Origin of the sequence: Pseudomonas sp. 22515, from assembly GCF_052044625.1 — a bacterium.
GTDB classification, from domain to species: Bacteria; Pseudomonadota; Gammaproteobacteria; order Pseudomonadales; family Pseudomonadaceae; genus Aquipseudomonas; species Aquipseudomonas alloputida.
The window spans coordinates 1-19,281 of sequence record NZ_JBQENN010000021.1 but is presented as its reverse complement, the minus strand read 5'-3'; the positions used below and the strand labels follow the sequence as shown (position 1 = coordinate 19,281).

Here is a 19,281-nt window from a genome sequence, read left to right as displayed (position 1 = left end):
TCCCTGCAGGTGCGGCTTTACCCGCGAAGAGGCCGGAACGGGCTAACGCCAATCAGCCTTCCAGCTCAGCCCAGCGCTCCACCAAGACATCCAGCTCGCCCTGCAGCTTCTCGATCCGTGCCAGCACCGCCGAAGTTTCTGCAATCGGCCGCTGATAGAAGCCCGCCGCATTCACTTCTTCCTGGGCTTCAGCCATACGCTGCTCCAGCTCATCGATCTGCCCCGGCAGCATCTCCAGCTCACGCTGCAGCTTGTAGCTCAGCTTCTTCTTCGAAGCGTCTTCCACCACCGGCGCCGCAACAGGCTCAGGCTTGGCCTCGACCTTCTCCACCACCGCGCTGTTGAGCGCAGACTTACCGCCTTTGCTCTCGGTCACACCCAGCAGCTTCGGCGAGCCGCCCTGGCGAATCCAGTCCTCGTAACCGCCCACATACTCACGCACCTTGCCCTCGCCTTCGAACACCAGAGTGCTGGTCACGACGTTGTCGAGGAAGGCCCGGTCGTGGCTGACCATCAGCACGGTGCCCTTGTAGTTGGACAGCACCTCTTCCAGCAGCTCGAGGGTTTCCACGTCCAGGTCGTTGGTCGGTTCGTCGAGTACCAGCAGGTTGGCCGGCTTGCTGAACAGCTTGGCCAGCAGCAACCGTGCACGCTCACCACCCGACAACGCCTTGACCGGCGTACGCGCGCGCTGGGGGCTGAACAGGAAGTCGCCCAGGTAGCTCAGCACGTGGCGGTTCTGGCCATCGATCTCGATGAAATCACGGCCTTCAGCCAGGTTGTCGATTACGGTCTTTTCCAGGTCGAGCTGGTGGCGCATCTGGTCGAAATAGGCCACCTCAAGCTTGGTGCCGCGCTCCACTTTACCCGCAGTGGGCTCAAGGTCGCCCAGCATCATCTTGAGCAACGTGGTCTTGCCAGTGCCGTTTGCGCCCAGCAGACCGATGCGATCCTGCCGCTGCAGGACCATGGAAAAGTCCTTGACCAGCAGGGGGCCGTCCGCGTGATGGAAGCTGACATTCTCCAGCACCATCACCTGCTTGCCGGATTTGTCCGCGGCTTCGATCTGGATGTTGGCCTTGCCCTGTCGTTCACGGCGCTCGCCACGCTCCACACGCAGGGCCTTCAGTGCACGCACGCGGCCTTCGTTGCGGGTACGGCGAGCCTTGATACCCTGGCGGATCCACACTTCTTCCTGGGCCAGGCGCTTGTCGAACAGCGCGTTGGCGGTTTCTTCGGCGGCCAGTGCGGCCTCCTTGTGCACCAGGAAGCTGGCGTAGTCACCGTTCCAGTCGATCAGGCCGCCGCGGTCCAGTTCGAGGATACGGGTGGCCAGGTTCTGCAGGAACGAACGGTCGTGGGTGATGAACAATACCGCTCCGTTGAAGCCACGCAGGGCCTCTTCGAGCCAGGCGATGGCACCGATGTCCAGGTGGTTGGTCGGTTCGTCGAGCAGCAGCAGGTCGGGCTCGGACACCAGCGCCTGGGCCAGCAGTACGCGGCGGCGCCAGCCACCGGAAAGCTCGGCCAGGGTCTTGTCGGCCGGCAGCTGCAGGCGGCTGAGTGTGCTTTCCACCACCTGCTGCAGGCGCCAGCCGTCGCGGGCCTCCAGCTCGTGCTGGACGTGCATGAGTTTTTCCAGGTCTTCATCGCCCTGGATGTTCATGCTCAGGTGGTGGAACTGCGCCAGCAATTCGCCCACGCCGTCCAGACCAGCGGCTACCACGTCGAACACCGTGCGCTCGTCGGCCACCGGCAGCTCCTGTGGCAACTCACCGATCTTCAGGCCAGGGGCACGCCAGATTTCACCGTCGTCGCCCTTCTGCTCGCCCTTGACCAGGCGCAGCATGCTCGACTTGCCGGTGCCGTTGCGGCCGATGATGCACACCCGCTCGCCACGAGCGATCTGCCAGGACACTTTGTCCAGCAGCGGCATGGCGCCGAATGCGAGGGACACATCGCTGAATTTGAGCAGGGTCATGTTCGTCTCCATAAATCGGGCGCGCATTCTACCTGACTTGGCCCCCGACGGCATCCGCCAGGCCAACCGGCGAGCACCTGGCGACATCTGGTCGAACTTAATTTCCCGATACAAGCACAGTGCTTTCACCCACCGCCGGCAAACAGCTAAGCTAAGGCAATAGCTTTCAACAGTGCTGGCTCCGCCGACACTCCCCATGGTTCAACTGCCCGGACGTATCATGCGCAGCCGCCTGTTACACATCGCATCCTGCCTGCTGCTTACCGCTGCCACCAGCGCGGCGCAGGCCACCGACCTGACCCTGCAACGCCAGTACTATGACGAAGCCAAGCGAGCGCTGGCCAAAGGCGACAAAGGCCCGTACCTGCGCTATGCCCAGGCCTTGAGCGACTACCCGCTGACGCCCTACCTGGCCTACGACGAACTCACCGCCCGCCTGAAGAGTGCCAGCAACCAGGAAATCGAAGGTTTCCTTGCCAAGCATGGCGACCTGCCCCAGGCCAACTGGATGAAACTGCGCTGGTTGCGCTGGCTGGCCGAACGCGGCGAGTGGGATACCTTCGTCAAGTACTACGACCCCAAGCTCAACTTCACCGAGCTGGACTGCCTCAACGGCCAATACCAGCTCAGCCACGGCTTGCGCGCCGAAGGTTACGCCACCGCCGACAAGCTGTGGAACGTCGGCAAATCGCAACCTGCCGCCTGCGACACGCTGTTCGGCATGTGGGCAGCCGAAGGCCAGCTGACCGAGGCCAAGCGCTGGGAACGCACCAAGCTGGCCGCCCAGGCGCGCAACTACGGCCTGGCCAACACCCTGGTCAAGACCCTGACCACCCTCGGCCCGCAGGGGCGCCTGCTGATCGACGTCGCGCAGAAGCCCGAGCTGCTCAACCAGCCGTCGCGCTTTACCCCGGTCAACGAGGCCATGTCCGACGTGGTCAGCCTCGGCCTTCGTCGCCTGGCCCGGCAGGACCCGGAGCGGGCCATGGCACTGCTCGACGATTACGCCCAGCGCATGCACTTCTCGCGTGACGAAAAGGTGGCCATCGCCCGCGAAATCGGCCTGACCCTCGCACGCCGCTACGACCCACGCGCGCTCGACCTGATGACCCGCTATGACCCCGAGCTGCGTGACAACACTGTCAGCGAATGGCGCCTTCGCCTGCTGCTGCGCCTGGGCCGCTGGGAGGACGCCTACGAGCTGACCAAACGCCTTCCCCAGGACCTGGCCAGCACCAGCCGCTGGAAGTACTGGCAGGCTCGCAGCCTGGAGCTGGCACAGCCAAACAACCCGCAGATCCCGCTGCTTTACAAGACCGCAGCGCGTGAGCGTGACTTCTATGGCTTCCTCGCCGCCGATCGGGCACAGACACCCTACCAGCTGAACAACAAGCCGCTGCTGCTGAGCCCACAACTGGTCAAGAAGGTCCGCAACACGCCCGGCATCCAGCGCGCACTGGAATTCCACGCCCGCGGTCAGATCGTCGACGGCCGCCGTGAGTGGTACCACGTCAGCCGCCACTTCACCCGTGACGAAATGGTTGCGCAGGCACGCCTGGGCTATGAGCTGCGCTGGTACTTCCCGGCCATCCGCACCATCAGCCAGGCCCGGTACTGGGACGACCTGGACATCCGCTTTCCCATGGCCCACCGCGACACGCTGGTGCGTGAAGCCAAGGTTCGCGGCCTGCATTCGAGCTGGGTATTCGCCATCACTCGCCAGGAAAGCGCCTTCATGGAGGACGCACGCTCACCCGTGGGCGCCAGCGGCCTGATGCAACTGATGCCGGCCACGGCCAAGGAAACCGCACGCAAGTTCAGCATCCCGCTGGCCTCACCGGCGCAAGTGCTGAACCCGGACAAGAACATCCAGCTGGGTGCGGCCTACCTGAGCCAGGTACACAGCCAGTTCAACGGCAACCGGGTGCTGGCTTCGGCAGCCTACAACGCCGGGCCCGGGCGCGTGCGACAGTGGCTCAAAGGGGCCAAGCACCTGAGCTTCGATGTGTGGGTGGAGTCGATCCCGTTCGACGAAACACGCCAGTATGTACAGAACGTGCTGTCGTATTCGGTGATCTACGGGCAGAAGCTGAATTCACCGCAGCCACTGGTGGATTGGCACGAACGGTATTTCGATGACATGTGATTGCTGTTGAGCCTGTACCGGCCTCTTCGCGGGTGAACCCGCGCCTACAAGGGTTACGCGGTCNCCGGTACAGGCAACACACCTATTCCAGGATTTCTACTTCCATCCCCACCTCCAGCCACCCACTGCCATCCACAGCCAGGTTCTGGCCGAACAGCACGTCGCCTTCTTTTTCGCGGAAAGTCTTCAGCGTAGCCATCGGCTCACGGTCAGCGCTGCGCTCCCCGGTGGCTGGATCGATGGTCGTGAAGATGCACCGCACACTGGGCTTGAGCACGCGAAACACCAAGCTGCCGATGCGAATCCGCTTCCAGGCATCCTCGGCAAACGGCTCCGCGCCCTGCACCACCAGGTTGGGCCGAAAGCGCCGCATCGACATGGGCCGGCCAATACGCCGGTTAAGCTCGTCCAGCGAGCCCTGCCCAATCAGCAGCAAGGGGAAGCCATCCGGAAACGCCGCACGGTCACTGTTTAAGCCGTAACCATTGGGCAAGTAACGCGCACGCTGCTCCGGGCAATGCACCAGGCGTACGGCTTTGCCCAGCAACTCACTCAACCAGGCCGCCGCGGCATCGCCAGCGTCCGGCACACGCAGGGTATCGCGCCAGATCGTCACGCCGCGCAGGGCGTCATCGGCAGGCGGTACAGGCACCCGCAACGGCGCCTGTCCAGGGGCTTGCAGCAGCAACTGGCCGCTGTCGTCATCGCTCGCGTCGATCTGGCCAAGTTGTGGCCAGGCACGCTGGGTCAGGAAGCGTCCGTTTTCTTCCTCGACCACCATCCAGCGCCGGTCGCCTTGCAACCCCAACAACCCCACCGGTGATGCCTTCAGGCTTTGCGCCTGCCCCGACTTCACCGGGTATCGATACAACTCACTGAGAAACATCCCTGCTGCCTCGCTTCATGCCAAAAGCCAAGCTTATACCTGGCCGGCACAACGTTCACGCGGCGGTGGTATCCAGCAGCAGGCGCTGCTTGACCACATCGACCAGGCGATCAGGCTGGAACTTGGAAAGGAAGTTGTCACAGCCCACCTTCTTCACCATGGATTCGTTGAAACTGCCCGACAGCGAAGTGTGCAGCACCACATAGAGCTGGCGCAGACGGGCATCGCTGCGGATCTCGGTGGTCAGCCGATAGCCGTCCATTTCCGGCATTTCTGCATCGGTGAACACCATCAGCAGCTTTTCGCACACGTCCTCGCCGGCGTCGGCCCAGCCCTTGAGCATGCGCAGCGCCTTCAGGCCATCACTGGCCACATGCAGCTTCATGCCCAGCTGAGACAGGGTATCGCGCAATTGCGCCAAGGCCACACTGGAGTCGTCCACCAGCAGCACTTCGCGGCCGCGGGCCCGCGCCAGCACTGGGTCGGCGAGCTTGTCGCCAGAAACCCGGGCGTTGTAGGGCACGATTTCGGCCAGCACCTTTTCCACGTCGATCACTTCCACCAGCTTCTCATCGACCTTGGTGATGGCAGTCAGGTAGTGCTGGCGACCGGCACTGGAAGGCGGCGGCATGATCGACTCCCAGTTCATGTTGACGATGCGGTCGACACCGCCCACCAGGAAGGCCTGCACCGAGCGGTTGTATTCGGTGACGATGATGGTGCTGTCCGGCCCCGGCTGTAGCGGGCGCATACCGATCGCCTGGGACAGGTCGATCACCGGCAGGGTCTGCCCGCGCAGGTTGACCACACCGCAGACATAGGCGTGGCGCTGGGGCATCAGGGTCAACTTGGGCAGTTGCAGTACTTCCTGCACCTTGAACACGTTGATCGCGAACAGCTGGCGACCAGCCAGACGAAACATCAGAATTTCCAGGCGGTTCTCACCCACCAGTTGCGTGCGTTGGTCTACCGTGTCGAGAATGCCAGCCATTGGAAAGCCCCCAGGCTTGAGTCTTAAAAGGTGAAATCATCTACCCTGTATCGGCGGCTTCACGCACACCTTGACCCTTGCGGGAAAATGCCGCGCAGATAATTGATATCACTTTACCATCATGTTTTACTGCCGACACGCCATGGCAAATCGGGGGCACGACAAAAGTTCCCTACCCTAGCCCTTGATCAGGGAAACCCTTAGCGGCAATCGGGTGCAACCTGATGTTCGCGATATCCTTTAGCCATTAATGTGACGCCATTCTCATTGCATGAATGGAGTCAGGCTTTTGCTAGCTATCGTTTCGGCGTGCCCGCCCCCTGCGCCTACCCCACGCGCGGGGACTTGATGATGGACACTGCCTTATCGTTCGATGACGCCCTGCAGGGCTTCCTGCTGGATGCCCAGGTACTGCTGACCCAGGCCCAGGAATGCCTGCAGCATCTGGAGCTTATAGACAATGACCCGGATGCCTGCAGTTGCCTGAACAACACCCTCGACACTATCGCCCGTCAAGCTACGCGCCTGGGCTTGCGTGAAGTTGCCCACTACACCACCGCCCTGCAACAGTTGCTCGCCCCGGCCTGTCACGGTGGTTGCCTGCAGCGTGAAGCCCTACCCGCGATAGAGGCGTGCCTGACCTTGCTGGCCTGGCAGTTGGAGCTGGTCGATAGCCGTACAGGGCGGCTGAACCTGGACATCGGCGAGCAACTGGTTCTACTGGGTGAATTGGCCAAAGTCGTACACCCCCCCTTTGCGCCAGCCTGCGCGTCGTGCGATGAAGAAGGCAGCGCGTGCATTCACCCGCCCAGTGACGTGGCAACCGGCAACCGCCCCAGCCGCTCTAATCGCATGCATTAACCTGACGCAAAGTGCAACTAAGCAACTTTATTGAAACCCGACCATGGTCGAACTTGGAAAGTTCACCAGGCTTTCGGTGCATGCCCTTGAATCATTGCCGCGTTAGTTACAGCACAAGTGGGTACAGGGCGATTAAAGGGTGGCACTTTGCTACCCGAAAGGGCCCGACCAGTAGGCGTTTCAACGCGTTACACGGCCGCGACCGATGCAATGCAAAGTGGTAATATGCGCCCCCACAAACGCTTGCGACCGGAACAAAGGTGGCAAGAATACGTGTTCGAAAAAACAACGAAAGTACTGCGCCAAAGCCTCTGAGCAGCATTGTGCAAGGCCTCCATCAGCAATACTTCAGTGGCCTCCCTACCTATGTTTCCACGCTTGAAGACTTCTTTGCATTGCTGCTCCCGCGCCGCCGTGCTGCGTTGGGCAACGGTCGGGCTTTGCGTGGCCTCACTGGTTGCCAACATGGCGCTGTACCTGGCCAACCAGACAATCCCGGCCACCCTGCTGGTGCTGCAGTTGGTCGCCACGCTGGGTGCTGTTGTACAACTGGGGCTGGGCGCCAGGTCGATCCACCTGCGCCCGGCCGAGCTGGCCGAGCGCATGCTCAAGGTGCAAGAAGACGAGCGTCAGCATCTGAGCCGGGAACTGCACGACGACATCGGTCAACTGCTCACCGCTGCCAAGCTGCAACTGCAGTGGCTGCAACGGCGCATGCCCGAAGACTTGCAGGGGCACTGCGACGCCCTGCGCAGCACACTGGATGACACCCTCGGTAACGTGCGCGATGTTTCCGCGCTGCTCAACCCCCGGCAGTTGGCCAGCCTTGGCCTGGAGGCCAGCCTGCGCGCGCACCTGGTACGCACCCTGGCCAGCAGCGGCGTGCACTGGAGCCTGGCGTGCAACCAGCGCCTGGGCGGCATCGACGAAGCCGTGGCCATGGCGGTGTTCCGTATTACCCAGGAGGCAGTGACCAACATGCTGCGCCACGCCCAGGCACACAACCTGGTCATCCGCCTGCAACGCACCCCTGAGGGGCTGGCGTTGTCGATCCACGACGATGGTCGTGGTTTCGCCCCTGCCCGGCACCCGGCCGAAGCCGGTCAGCGCGGCTTGGCCGGCATGCAGGAGCGGGTAATCGCGCTGCAGGGCAGCCTCGACATCACCAGTCAGCCTGGCCGAGGCACGCAGATCGAAGCGATGTTCCCGTGGTCCCCGCGCACCCAGCAACGCGCCAGGAGTATTACCAACCATGACCTGTAGACTACTGCTGGTAGATGACCACTCGCTGATCCGCGCCGGGGTGCGCGCACTGGTCTGCGATATCCCCGGCTATGACGTGGTCGGCGAAGCCGACGACGGCAACCAGCTACTCGACCAGGTACGCACACTGGCGCCCGACATCATCTTGCTGGACATCTCCATGCGTTCGACCAGCGGCCTGGACGCCCTCACCCAACTGCGGGCCAGCGGCAGTACCTGCAAAGTGCTGATCCTCTCCATGCACACCGACCCGGACCTGATCATGCGGGCGCTGGAAAGCGGTGCCCACGGCTACCTGCTCAAGGACACCAGCGCCACCGAGCTGGAACAGGCGCTGGGTGCCGTACGCCACGGTGAGCGCTACCTCAGCCCGGCCATCGCCCACACCGTCATCAACCAGGCGCTGCGGCACACCCAACAAGGCAAGCAAAGCGCTGGCGAACGGCATAATCTGACCTCACGGCAACTTGAGATCCTGCGCCTGATCGTGCGCGGCAAGTCCACCCGGGAAATCGCGGCGGGTCTGGGCCTGTCGATCAAGACCGTGGAAACTCACCGCTCGCAAATCATGAAGCGCCTGCAGATTCACGACGTGGCCGGCTTGGTGCTGTTCGCCGTACGCGAAAAAATCATCAGCCTGGATGACTGAGCAACGGCGACCCGGCAGGCAGGTGCAGGTGCAACGCCGCCGGCCTTGCCTGAAAGCGCAGGCTGGCAGCCTGCAACGGCTCGCCATCGAGATTGATGTCCAACCCTTGCGAACTCTTGATCTCGACCCATGGCAACCTGGCCCGAACGAACAGGCCGTCACCACCCAACAGGTCCCGCAGAGCCCCCACCACTTCCTGTGGTGCAGGCAGAATAGCGACGTCAAGCAAACCGTCGTTGACCATGGCTTCGGGGCACAGCACTTGCCCGCCCCCAGCCTGTCGGCCATTGCCGATACCCAGCGCCAGCAAATCCCCTTGCCAGTGGAAGCCTGGCCCTTGTAGCTCTACCGAAGCCGCCTGTAGCTCACTGAAGCGGGATAACCCGGTGAACAGGTAGGCGGCAGCGCCCAGTACTTTCTTGAGGTCTTCGGAGGTATTGGCGGTGACCTGGCTGCCAAAGCCACCCGTGGCCATGTTGAGGAACAACTGATCGCCAGCCTGCCCCAAGTCTATCGGTTGTGGCGCGATATTCAGCAAGGCCAGCGCCGACGCTGGCTCCAGGGGGATGCCAGCGGCTTTGGCGAAATCGTTGGCCGTCCCCAATGGCAACAAGGTCAGGCTGGCGTTGGTAGCGGCCAAGCCCATGGCCTCGGCCACATCCCGCAACGTGCCGTCCCCGCCACCGGCGACGATATGGCTGTAACCCGCCGCCAGTGCCTCGGCGACCAGCCGTTGGGCGTCGCCCGCCTCCCAGGTAACCCGTACATCCAGCACCCAGCCGCTATTGCGCAGGTCGCGCACGGCGCTGCGCACGTCTTCGTTCATCGCCTGCTTGCCGTGCAGCACCAACATTGCCTTGCGCCCTTGCATGTGCGCGTCTCCGTAAAGTGGACCACCCCCTATCTCGACCACTGGCCCACCCGGATCGTTGCATGCCCTGGAAAAAACAGTGTGCCGGCGCCAGGCCTGCACCTGGTCACGTCGCCGGTCATTTTTTCCACACCTGACAATCCCGGCTATGCTCAGCAAATACCCCTATTGCCATGGACGCGCCCGGCAGTGGCTCCCCCACTGCTGCCAACGGGCGCGTTTTGCTATCTGCAGCCTTTCGCGAGGACTTCGGGTCATGCGCATTCTCTGGACACTGCCCTACCTGCCTTGGCCGACCACCAGCGGCCACAAGACCCGGCAATACCATCTGCTGCGCGCACTGGCCCAGCGCGGTCATCGGATTACCCTGCTGGTGCAGTCGAAGATCCCTCTCTGCGACGCAGCACGTGAGGCCCTTGAGCCCCTACTCGAACGCCTGATCGTGCTACCCCGCAGGCCGCTGCACAGCCCACTCAACCTGCTGGCTTCACCCATCATCGACTACCCCATGCGGGCAATCATCAATGGCCTGGCGCCTTGCCTGCGGCACCGGTTCGAGCAACTGCTGGACGAACCCTGGGACGTGATCCAGATCGAGCACAGTTACAGCTTCCAGCCGTTCGAAAAAGCCCTGCAGGCTCGCAGGCTGCCCTACATGCTTAGTGAGCACACCCTGGAATCGGTAATGGGCAGCGCCTGCCACGATCGCCTGCCGCTGTGGCTGCGCCCGCTCAACGCCTTCGACCGCTGGCGCTACCGGCGCTGGGAGCACCGTGTGCTGCGCCAGCCCACCGAACTGGTGGCTGTCAGCGCCCATGATGCCGAGCTGATCGCGCAGATCAGTGGGCGCCCGGTGAATGTGGTGGTTAACGGCGTGGACTGTGATTTCTACCAGCAGGTGCAACCTGCGCTGCACAGCCAGCGTCTGTTGTTCGTCGGCAATTTCGAATATGGCGCCAATCTGGAGGCCATCGAATGGGCACTGGACGACATCATGCCGAAGGTGTGGATGAGCAACCCGGCGGTGCGCCTGGCGATTGCCGGGCACGCCATGCCGGCCAACTGGAAGCTTCACTGGAACGACCCACGCATTGAATGGTTTGGCTACCGCCCCGACCTGCGTGAACTGCAACGACGTTCAGCGCTGTTCTTTGCTCCCCTGCGTTATGCCGGTGGCTCGAAGGTGAAAATCCTCGAAGCGATGGCCGCCGGCTTACCCGTGATCACCACCGACAAGGGCGTTTCAGGCCTGACCGTGAACAACGGCGAACACTACTTGGGCAGTGACGACGGTGATCAACTGGCATTGCTGATCACCCAGCTGCTCAATCAGCCCTGGCGCATGAGCCAGTTGAGCGATGCCGGGCGCCAGTTTGCCCGCCAGCGCCACGACTGGAGCGTGGCTGCCCAACAACTGGAGAATGTGCACATACGCCTGACCCAGGCGGCACCGGCCGAGGCCACGCCGCTGGCCAGTGCCTGGCTGGGCCGCTCAGCCAAGTAGCTCGCTGAAGGGGATGAATGGCACGATGTCGCCCTGCTTCGGCGTGCTGCCTTCACGCACTTCCACCAGGCCCTCCGCCCAGGCTGCGCTGCGCAGCACACCCGAGCTCTGGTTCTTGTAGATGCGCACGCGGCCCTGTTCGATGCGCGCGCGCAGGTATTCGCGACGCGTACCCGGCTTGGGCCAGTCAAACCCTGCCGGCATGTCGAACCGCAACGGCGTGACGTCAATCACACCCTGACGACGCAGCAGGTAGGGCCGGGTCAGCAGACCGAAGGTGACCAAGGTCGAGGCGGGGTTGCCCGGCAAGCCAATCACCGGCACGCCCTGGAAGTGGCCGAAGGTCAGCGGCTTGCCCGGTTTGATCGCCAGCTTCCACAACGCCAGTTCGCCGGCCTCGCGCAGGGCGGCACCGAGGTAGTCGGCTTCACCCACCGAGACGCCTCCGGTAGACAGAATAAGGTCTACGCCACGCAGTTCAGCCAGGCAGGCGCGAGTGCGCGCCAGGTCATCCGGCAGGATGCCGGCATCGACCACTTCGCAACCCAGCCGCTGCAACCAGCTGACCAGCAGCCTGCGGTTGCTGTTGTAGATCTGCCCAGGCCCGAGCGGCAGGCCTGGCTCGACCAGTTCGTCGCCGGTGGACAGCACCGCCACTTTCACCTTGCGCACCACGTCCAGACGGCCATGCCCCAAGGTCGCCGCCAGGCCCAGTTCGATCGGCCCAAGGCGGGTGCCGGCGCTCATCACCTGCTCGCCCTTGCGGGTCTCCTGACCTTGAGGGCGTATGTTCTGCTCGGTGCGCAACGCTTCAAGAAAGCGCACCCGGCCATCTTCGAGTACTTCGGTGTTTTCCTGCATCTCGACGCAGTCGGCCCCCTCCGGCACAGGCGCACCGGTGAAAATCCGTGCGCAGGTACCCGGTTGCAGCGGCTGGGGCGCATGGCCGGCGAAAATACGCTGGCTGACCGGCAGCGGCTGGCCCTGCCAGTCAGCCAGGCGCAAGGCATAACCGTCCATGGCGCTGTTCGGCCAAGGCGGCAGGTCGAGGGAGGCAACCAGGTCAGTGGCCAGCACGCGGCCTTCGGCTTCAGCCAGCGGCAGGTTTTCGGTCTCGCGGATCGGTGCAGCTTCGGCCAGCGCCAGCAGTTGCTCCAGCGCCTGTTCCACCGGCATCAGCGGCCGGGCCTGGCTGACCTCAGCCACGGCTGTCACAGGCCGCTGCCTGCTTCAGGTGCGCCACGAAGTTGCACGGGCGATGACGGGCATCAAGCTGCTCGGCAAGGATGCCATCCCAACCGGTGCGCACAGCGTTGGTCGAGCCCGGCAGGCAGCACACCAGCGTGCCGTTGGCCAGCCCGGCCAAGGCTCGCGATTGCACGGTGGAGGTGCCAATGTCGGCCACGGAAATCTGCCGGAACAACTCACCGAAGCCGTCCACTTGCTTGTCCAGCAGGCAGGCCACCGCCTCGGGGGTGCTGTCGCGGCCAGTAAACCCGGTACCGCCCGTAATCAGCACCACTTGCACGCTGTCATCGGCGATCCAGGTGGCAACCTGGGCTCGGATCTTGTACAGGTCATCCTTGAGCAGCACGCGCTCGGCAAGGCGGTGACCGGCGGCGCTCAGGCGGTCGACGAACATTTGGCCAGAGGTGTCGGTGTCGAAGGTACGGGTGTCGCTGACCGTCAGTACGGCGATGCTTAGCGCCACGAAGGGGGTATCTGCCTTGGCTTTCATGGGTGTCCGTCACAACAGGATGAGATGGACGCAGTTATATCACAGCGCACCTTTTCCAGCGTTGCCCCCCTAAGCCTTGCCATGGGTCAAGGGGACAAATTAGTCGCTATGCTGCACTTGGAGTGAACTTGCACTAACGTCCTGCGTCATAAATGTCATCTAGCACCATCGCACTTGGAGAAACACGATGATCAAACGGACCCTACCCGCCTTCCTGCTTGCCTTGGGTTTGGGCGCCCTTGCTGGCTGCTCGACCCCAACCGTCATTACCCTGAACGATGGCCGGGAGATCCAGGCAACCGACAAACCGTCCTACGACGAAGACTCTGGCTTCTATGAATTCGAGCAACTCGACGGCAAGCGCACGCGCCTGAACAAGGACCAGATCCGCACCGTCAAAGAGCTCTGATCAAGGCCCCGTTCAGGCCATGGCCCTTTAAACAACAAGGGCTTGCGGGCAAAAACGGGATGCAGTAGGATTTTGGTCATCGGAGTGTAGCGCAGCCAGGTAGCGCGTCTCGTTCGGGACGAGAAGGCCGCAGGTTCGAATCCTGTCTCTCCGACCAAATCCTTGTCAAAAAGCCCGCCTTGCGCGGGCTTTTTGTTGTGTGCGAAAAATACGTCAGTGCGCCGCTTCAGCCTCCAGGGGCACATGCAACCCCTGCAGACCGAGTCAAGCGGTCAGCCGGGAGGTGACTTCGCCCAACTGCCCTGACAAACCATGCAGGCGCTGCCCCGCCTGCTCGGTATGCTGCACCGCTTCCTGGTTGGCCGTGGCAATTCGGGTAATTTCGATCAGGTTACGCGAGATATCTTCGGCCACGCTGGTCTGCTCCTCGGCCGCGGTGGCGATCTGCCGGTTCATGTCGCGGATCGCCTCCACCGCCTGGGTAATACGTTGCAGCATCTGCCCGGCCTGCTCGACCTGCTCAGCCCCTTCCTGGCTACGTTGCTGGCCGCTTTCGATGGCCTTGACCGCCTCCACAGCCCCCGACTGTACCGCTTCGATAATCTGGTGAATTTCTGCAATCGACGCTGCCGTGCGCTGGGCCAGGCTACGCACTTCATCGGCGACCACCGCAAAACCACGCCCGGCTTCGCCCGCACGGGCCGCTTCGATGGCCGCGTTAAGCGCCAGCAGGTTGGTCTGTTCAGCAATGCCGCGGATCACTTCCAGCACTTTGCCTATACGCGTGCTGTCATGCTCCAGATCGCGAATGACCGTCGCCGTGCCGGCGATTTCGCGGTTGACCGCGCCGATAATGTCGATGGTCTGCTGCATCACCTGCTCGCCGGCCTGGGCGCTGTGGTCGGCGTCATCGGCCGCGCGGGCAGCCTCGGCGGCGTGGCGAGCGACCTCTTGGGCAGTGGCGGACATTTCGTGCATGGCCGTGGCCACCTGGTCGGTACGCTGGAACTGGTCATGAGTACCGCGGGCCATGTCACCGGCAATACTGCGCAACTGGCCGCTGGCACCTTCCAGCTCCTGCGCGTTGTCCTGCAGCCGGCCGACAGTATCGGCAAGAAAGTCACGCAGGGTGTTGGCCGCCCGCGCCAGGCGCCCCAGCTCATCCTCCCGACGGCTGTCGACCCGGGCAGCAAAGCAGCCCTGGCTGAGCTGCGCGACGTACTCGATCAACTGGCGGATCGGCTCGATCAGGCTACGGTTGACCAGCCACAGGCTGAGCAGCCCCACCAGCACCGCAGAAGCCAGCATCACCAGCAGGCCCAACCATACCGTGCGCTCGGCACTGGCATTGATGCTGGCTGCACGCTGGCGAGCATCGGCGCGCAGTTGCTCGACCAGCTCGCTCATTTGCTCACTGGCGGCACGGTCCACGCCTTTGACTGCCCGGTCGCCTGCTACCGGGTCGCCGCCTGCCGCCAGGAAGGCCTGGCGGCCTTGCGCATAGGCCTGGCCCAACTGGCGGTGGCTGTCGCGCAATTGCTGCAGCGGCGGCTTGAGCCTGGCATCACTGTTGTCGATCAATTGCCCGAGCAGCTGTTGTACTTGCTCTTCGCGGGCCTGGAACTGCTGCCAGTACTTGTCCATTTCCGCAGGCTGGCGCCCGCGCAACAGCACGTTCTTCCATTCCTGCACCTGGATCTTGAACTGCAGGTTGGCTTCGTCAATCAATTGCGAGGCCCGCAGCGGCCCGTCGACCAGCTCGGCGTAGCCCCGCACGCTGGACGACAGGAACTGGAAACAAACCAGGGCGATCAGCAGCATCGCCAGCACACTGCCGCCGAGCAGCGAGAGAATTTGCACTCTGAGGGATTTACGCAACATCGAGGGTCTCGGAACCAGAGGGAGTAGGCTGAGGCCGCTGTACAGCCCCATTACTGGCAGGCCAAAAAAAAGCTGCCATCACGCAATGGCAGCCAGGTCGAGCACTTACGCAACAGTTGAAGCAAATCTTCTCAGGCAATTACTACAGAAATGTTACAAAGCCACGACACGCTAGCCCGTGGTGAACTGCAGCGCTGCCAGCCGCGCATACAGCGGGCTGTCCTCGATCAACTGACGGTGGGTGCCCACCGCCACCAGCCGGCCCTGGTCGATGACCGCGATGCGCTCGGCATGCTGCACCGTGGCCAGGCGATGGGCGATCACCAGCGTGGTACGGCCGGCCATCAGGCTGGGCAGCGCTTGCTGGATCAAGTATTCGCTTTGTGCATCAAGGGCACTGGTGGCTTCGTCCAGCAACAGGATCGGCGCATCGACCAGCAAGGCCCGGGCAATCGCCAGGCGCTGACGTTGCCCGCCGGAAAGGCCTATGCCGCCCTCCCCCAGTTGTGTCTGGTAGCCTCGGGGCAATTGCCGGATGAATTCGTCGGCATGGGCGCCGCGGGCTGCTGCTTCGACTTCGGCCAAGGTCGCCTCGGGCCGGCCATAACGAATGTTGGCCTCCACCGTGCCACGGAACAGCGAGGGGTTTTGTGCCACCAAAGCGAACTGCCGGCGTAGCTGGTCGGGATCACATGCGGTAACCGGCAGGCCATCAAGCAGGATGCGCCCTTGTTGGGGGTCGTAAAAGCGCAGCAACAGATCGAACAGGGTCGACTTGCCTGCCCCGGAAGGGCCTACCAGGGCGACGGTCTGCCCGGGTTCGATGGTCAGGCTCAGGCCGTCGACAGCTGCCACCGTGGGCCGTGAAGGGTAAGCGAACACGACCTGCTGCAGCTCGATACGCCCACTGGCCCGCGGCTGTGGCAGCACCTGCGCCACGGCGGGCGGCAGGATGGCACTGCGCGCGGCCAACAGTTCGGCAATGCGCTCGGCGGCACCCGCGGCCCGTTGCAGTTCGCCGATCACCTCACTGAGGGTGCCGAAGGCGCTGCCGACGATCAGGCTGTAGAACACGAATGCAGCCAGCTCGCCTGCGGATATACGCCCGGCGATCACATCCATGCCGCCGACCCACAGCATCACCCCCACCGCCCCCAACACCAGCACGATCACCAGGGTAATCAGCCAGGCACGCTGTGTAATCCGCTTGCGGGCAACAGTAAACGCGGCTTCGACCGTATCGGCGAACAATGCGCGGTCGTGCGCCTGGTGGTTGTAGGCCTGCACGGTCTTGATCTGCCCGAGCGTTTCAGCCACGTAGCTGCCCACATCGGCGACCCTGTCCTGGCTCTGCCGCGACAGGCTGCGCACCCGACGGCCGAACAACAGGATCGGTGCCAACACCAGTGGCAGCGTTACCACCACGATGCTGGTGAGCTTGGGGTTGGTGATGAACAGCAAGACCACACCACCAATGACCATCAGCGCGTTGCGCAGGAACATCGACAGCGATGAACCGATCACCGATTGCAGCAAGGTGGTGTCCGCAGTCAGCCGAGACTGGATCTCGGAGCTGCGATTGTCTTCGAAAAAACCTGGGTGCAGGCCGATCAGGTGATCGAAGACGGCACGACGGATATCGGCCACACAACGCTCGCCAATCCACGACACCAGATAGAAACGGCTGAAGGTACCCACCGCCAGCGCCAGCACCAGCAGCAGGAACAGCCCGATGGTCTGATTGAGCTGATGCGCGGAGCGGGTCATGAAGCCTTGATCCACCAGCAGGCGGATGCCTTGGCCCATCGACAGGGTAATGGCAGCGGTGACCACCAGCGCCAGCAATGCCAGCAGCACCTGGCGGCGATAAGGGCGAACGAACTGCCAAGCCAGGCGCAAGGCGCGGCGTTGGCGCGGAGAAACCGATTCGGGCATGGCAACGACCACAAAGGGTGGGGAAGCCGCAGCCTACCACTCATCCCGGTCGGGAGACTGCATGAAGGTTGCTATAACGCATCGATCTAACCAGCTTATGGAGCTTTCACAGGGTTTCTGCTGGACTGTTGCTGCCGTGACCCGGAAGCTGTCACAGGCCAGTCACGGCGCAGGGCTACCCTGAGCTTGAACCTGAAGAGGAGACAGTGCATGAGCTTGCAGCATGGCAGTGATAACCAGAAGCCCCAAACCTCCCCGCAACCGCAAGTATGCGGTTCGATCATCGACGCCAAGGGGCGCGAAGTGCCGATCACCGAGCAGATGATCCAGCAGGCCTGCAAGGCCCTGGAAGAAAGCCGTGTCGAGCGCGTACGCAAAGGTTGATCGGCGAATTCTTTGCAACCCGGCGCTTGCGCCGGGTTTTTATTGGCCCAGCCAGTGGGCTTGGCCGCCCCCACAGGTAACCGCACCTACCTGCAAGATCAAGGCAAGGCGTGCTTAGACCAACACCCCACCCAGGGCACTGACCAACTGCGCCAACTGCGGCGCCTCCCCGTGCAAGCGCACGGCCAGCCCCTCGATCTCGCGCCTTTGCGGGTATTGCTTGCGCAACTGGTCGAACGCTGCTCGCTGTTGCTGCGGATCATCGCTGAGGCTACGGCGGAAATCAGCATCATCACGGCGCGGGTCATACACGGCGCGACACAGGGTGGCCAAGGCCCAGGACAGGTCGGTGCTGGCATCCAGCTCGATCTGCGCCAGCGGTGGCTTGGGCAGCAGCTCGGCCAGTCGCACCTGCTCATTCACACCGAGGAAGCGACACAGCGCCTGGTAGATCTGCGCCGTGCCACGCTGGCGGCCATCGAGGCTATAGCCGGCAATGTGCGGCGTAGCCAGGGTGCACAGGTCGGCCAACGTCAGGTCGACCTGCGGCTCCCCTTCCCACACATCCAGCACCGCGTGCACGTCTTCACGGTCCAGCAGCAGCTCGCGCAGGGCCACGTTGTCCACCACCGGGCCACGGCTGGCGTTTACCAGCCAGGCACCCGGGCGCAACTGTGCCAGCTGCGCCTGCCCCAGCAGGTGCCAGGTCGGGTGCTGGCCGCCGCGTTGCAACGGGGTATGCAAGCTGATCACATCGCACTGCTGCAGGATGGTTTCGAGGCTGACGTAGTCGCCGCCCTCCGCGGCCTGACGCAATGGGTCGCACACCAGCACCTTCCAGCCCAGGCCATGCAGCACCCGCACGAGGCGGCCACCCACTTCACCCGCGCCGACAACGCCATATACGCGCTCAGGCAATGCCACGCCATCCAGTTCGGCCAGGGTCAGCAGGCTGCCCAGCACGTAATCGACCACGCCACGGGCATTGCAGCCAGGTGCGCTGCTCCAGCGGATGCCAGCTTCTGCAAAGTAGTCCAGGTCCAGGTGATCAGTGCCGATGGTGCACGTGCCGACAAAGCGTACACGGCTGCCTTCGAGCAACTGACGGTCGACCTTGGTCACCGAGCGCACCAGCAGGATATCGGCGTCCTTGACGCTGGCAGCATCGAGGCTTCGGCCGGGGTAGCGGCGAATTTCACCGAAACCCTGGAAGAAGGCATCGAGCAGCGGGATGTTCTCGTCGGCAACTATCAGCATGGCGCTCTCCTGTCTGGGGAGCGCAGTGTAGGCGCAACGCCGGGCGTGTTCCAGAGCGATTCAGTCGGCTTTCTTGCGGATCCAGTACAGGAAAGTGCCGGCGTCCTCTTGTTGCTGCAGCAGCTCGTGGCCGAGGAAGTTGCAGAACTTGGGGATGTCGCGGCGGGTCGACGGGTCGGTGGCGATGACCTTGAGCAGGCCGCCGGCGGCCAGGTTGCGTACGTGCTGGTGCAGCATCATCACGGGTTCCGGGCAGTTCAGGCCGGTGGCATCGAGGATGGCGTCGGGGGTGAAATCGGTCATGGGGGGGCTCCGAAAATGATCGCTATTGTCGCGCATAGCGCGACGCGGTCCAAGCACGGCTTTCAAACCCAGCGCTCTTGATCTTGATCTTGATCTTGATCTTGATCTTGATCTTCGCGACTTCAGGAGGCCGAACGCAGGCCTTGCGAAGGGAGGTGACGGGCATGGATGCCCGTCAAGCGCTGGGCCCCAGGATGGGGCCTGCAGCGCGGTCCTCCCGGG

17 protein-coding genes, 1 tRNA gene and 1 pseudogene are annotated in these 19,281 nt (G+C 63.1%); 8 read left to right on the top strand and 11 right to left on the bottom strand.

Annotated features, from left to right (window positions below):
- Positions 1 to 52: 52 nt before the first annotated feature.
- Positions 53 to 1,981, bottom strand: coding sequence for an ATP-binding cassette domain-containing protein (locus ACTJJN_RS19140; protein ID WP_003248759.1), 1,929 nt, complete (start codon positions 1,979 to 1,981; stop codon positions 53 to 55).
- A 220-nt stretch (positions 1,982 to 2,201) separates the two neighbouring features.
- Between ACTJJN_RS19140 and ACTJJN_RS19135 the strand changes: the two genes are divergently transcribed.
- On the top strand, positions 2,202 to 4,127 hold the full coding sequence (locus tag ACTJJN_RS19135) for a transglycosylase SLT domain-containing protein (protein ID WP_440781518.1): 1,926 nt from the start codon (positions 2,202 to 2,204) through the stop codon (positions 4,125 to 4,127).
- 82 nt (positions 4,128 to 4,209) lie between these two features.
- On the opposite strand, the gene ACTJJN_RS19130 is transcribed toward ACTJJN_RS19135, so the two are convergent.
- Both ACTJJN_RS19130 and ACTJJN_RS19125 read right to left on the bottom strand, forming a co-directional pair.
- Positions 4,210 to 5,013 (bottom strand): MOSC domain-containing protein, encoded by an 804-nt coding sequence (locus tag ACTJJN_RS19130; protein ID WP_012053162.1) that lies wholly within the window; start codon positions 5,011 to 5,013, stop codon positions 4,210 to 4,212.
- 55 nt (positions 5,014 to 5,068) lie between these two features.
- Positions 5,069 to 6,004 (bottom strand): chemotaxis protein CheV, encoded by a 936-nt coding sequence (locus tag ACTJJN_RS19125; RefSeq protein ID WP_003248753.1) that lies wholly within the window; start codon positions 6,002 to 6,004, stop codon positions 5,069 to 5,071.
- A 351-nt stretch (positions 6,005 to 6,355) separates the two neighbouring features.
- Here ACTJJN_RS19125 and ACTJJN_RS19120 point away from each other — a divergent pair, with 351 nt between their 5' ends.
- The 3 genes from ACTJJN_RS19120 to ACTJJN_RS19110 all read left to right on the top strand — a co-directional run bounded on the left by ACTJJN_RS19120 (position 6,356) and on the right by ACTJJN_RS19110 (position 8,777).
- Positions 6,356 to 6,865 carry a hypothetical protein gene (locus ACTJJN_RS19120; protein ID WP_017147798.1) on the top strand — a complete coding sequence of 170 codons (510 nt, stop codon included), beginning with the start codon at positions 6,356 to 6,358 and terminating at the stop codon, positions 6,863 to 6,865.
- Positions 6,866 to 7,231: 366 nt separating this feature from the next.
- Entirely contained in the window at positions 7,232 to 8,128 is an 897-nt protein-coding gene (locus ACTJJN_RS19115) for a sensor histidine kinase (protein ID WP_012053164.1), read from the top strand.
- On the top strand, positions 8,118 to 8,777 hold the full coding sequence (locus ACTJJN_RS19110; protein ID WP_440781516.1) for a response regulator: 660 nt from the start codon (positions 8,118 to 8,120) through the stop codon (positions 8,775 to 8,777). Before ACTJJN_RS19115 ends, ACTJJN_RS19110 begins: the two co-directional genes overlap by 11 nt.
- On the opposite strand, the gene yegS is transcribed toward ACTJJN_RS19110, so the two are convergent.
- Positions 8,761 to 9,648: a lipid kinase YegS gene (yegS, locus tag ACTJJN_RS19105; RefSeq protein ID WP_017147799.1), complete on the bottom strand. Its 888-nt coding sequence runs from the start codon at positions 9,646 to 9,648 to the stop codon at positions 8,761 to 8,763. The two genes, ACTJJN_RS19110 and yegS, sit on opposite strands and share 17 nt — an antisense overlap.
- Before the next feature lie 256 nt (positions 9,649 to 9,904).
- On the opposite strand from yegS, the gene ACTJJN_RS19100 reads away from it, so the two are divergent.
- Entirely contained in the window at positions 9,905 to 11,152 is a 1,248-nt protein-coding gene (locus ACTJJN_RS19100) for a glycosyltransferase family 4 protein (protein WP_012053167.1), read from the top strand.
- Here ACTJJN_RS19100 and ACTJJN_RS19095 read toward each other — a convergent pair.
- Both ACTJJN_RS19095 and moaB read right to left on the bottom strand, forming a co-directional pair.
- Positions 11,141 to 12,367: a molybdopterin molybdotransferase MoeA gene (locus ACTJJN_RS19095; protein WP_017147801.1), complete on the bottom strand. Its 1,227-nt coding sequence runs from the start codon at positions 12,365 to 12,367 to the stop codon at positions 11,141 to 11,143. The genes ACTJJN_RS19100 and ACTJJN_RS19095 overlap by 12 nt on opposite strands.
- Positions 12,351 to 12,890, bottom strand: a complete 540-nt coding sequence (gene moaB / locus ACTJJN_RS19090; protein WP_003248741.1) for a molybdenum cofactor biosynthesis protein B — start codon at positions 12,888 to 12,890, stop codon at positions 12,351 to 12,353. The genes ACTJJN_RS19095 and moaB overlap by 17 nt, the downstream gene beginning before the upstream one ends.
- A gap of 187 nt (positions 12,891 to 13,077) precedes the next feature.
- Between moaB and ACTJJN_RS19085 the strand changes: the two genes are divergently transcribed.
- Positions 13,078 to 13,299: a YgdI/YgdR family lipoprotein gene (locus ACTJJN_RS19085; protein ID WP_003248738.1), complete on the top strand. Its 222-nt coding sequence runs from the start codon at positions 13,078 to 13,080 to the stop codon at positions 13,297 to 13,299.
- A gap of 80 nt (positions 13,300 to 13,379) precedes the next feature.
- Positions 13,380 to 13,456, top strand: a tRNA-Pro gene (locus ACTJJN_RS19080).
- A 107-nt stretch (positions 13,457 to 13,563) separates the two neighbouring features.
- Here the strand turns inward: ACTJJN_RS19080 and ACTJJN_RS19075 are convergent.
- From ACTJJN_RS19075 to ACTJJN_RS19065, 3 genes and pseudogenes are all read right to left on the bottom strand, one after another.
- The gene (locus ACTJJN_RS19075) at positions 13,564 to 14,277 is read right to left on the bottom strand and encodes a methyl-accepting chemotaxis protein (RefSeq protein WP_416383872.1); all 714 of its coding nucleotides are present in this window, start codon (positions 14,275 to 14,277) and stop codon (positions 13,564 to 13,566) included.
- A 171-nt stretch (positions 14,278 to 14,448) separates the two neighbouring features.
- Positions 14,449 to 14,607: pseudogene (locus ACTJJN_RS19070) on the bottom strand (HAMP domain-containing protein); the annotation flags it as partial.
- A gap of 744 nt (positions 14,608 to 15,351) precedes the next feature.
- Positions 15,352 to 17,115 carry an ABC transporter transmembrane domain-containing protein gene (locus tag ACTJJN_RS19065; protein WP_029611771.1) on the bottom strand — a complete coding sequence of 588 codons (1,764 nt, stop codon included), beginning with the start codon at positions 17,113 to 17,115 and terminating at the stop codon, positions 15,352 to 15,354.
- A gap of 210 nt (positions 17,116 to 17,325) precedes the next feature.
- Between ACTJJN_RS19065 and ACTJJN_RS19060 the strand changes: the two genes are divergently transcribed.
- Positions 17,326 to 17,499, top strand: coding sequence for a PA1571 family protein (locus ACTJJN_RS19060; protein WP_003248731.1), 174 nt, complete (start codon positions 17,326 to 17,328; stop codon positions 17,497 to 17,499).
- A 114-nt stretch (positions 17,500 to 17,613) separates the two neighbouring features.
- Here ACTJJN_RS19060 and pdxB read toward each other — a convergent pair whose 3' ends face one another.
- Both pdxB and tusA read right to left on the bottom strand, forming a co-directional pair.
- Entirely contained in the window at positions 17,614 to 18,756 is a 1,143-nt protein-coding gene (pdxB, locus tag ACTJJN_RS19055) for a 4-phosphoerythronate dehydrogenase PdxB (RefSeq protein WP_012053171.1), read from the bottom strand.
- 60 nt (positions 18,757 to 18,816) lie between these two features.
- Positions 18,817 to 19,059 carry a sulfurtransferase TusA gene (gene tusA, locus ACTJJN_RS19050; RefSeq protein ID WP_003248727.1) on the bottom strand — a complete coding sequence of 81 codons (243 nt, stop codon included), beginning with the start codon at positions 19,057 to 19,059 and terminating at the stop codon, positions 18,817 to 18,819.
- Positions 19,060 to 19,281 lie beyond the last annotated feature (222 nt).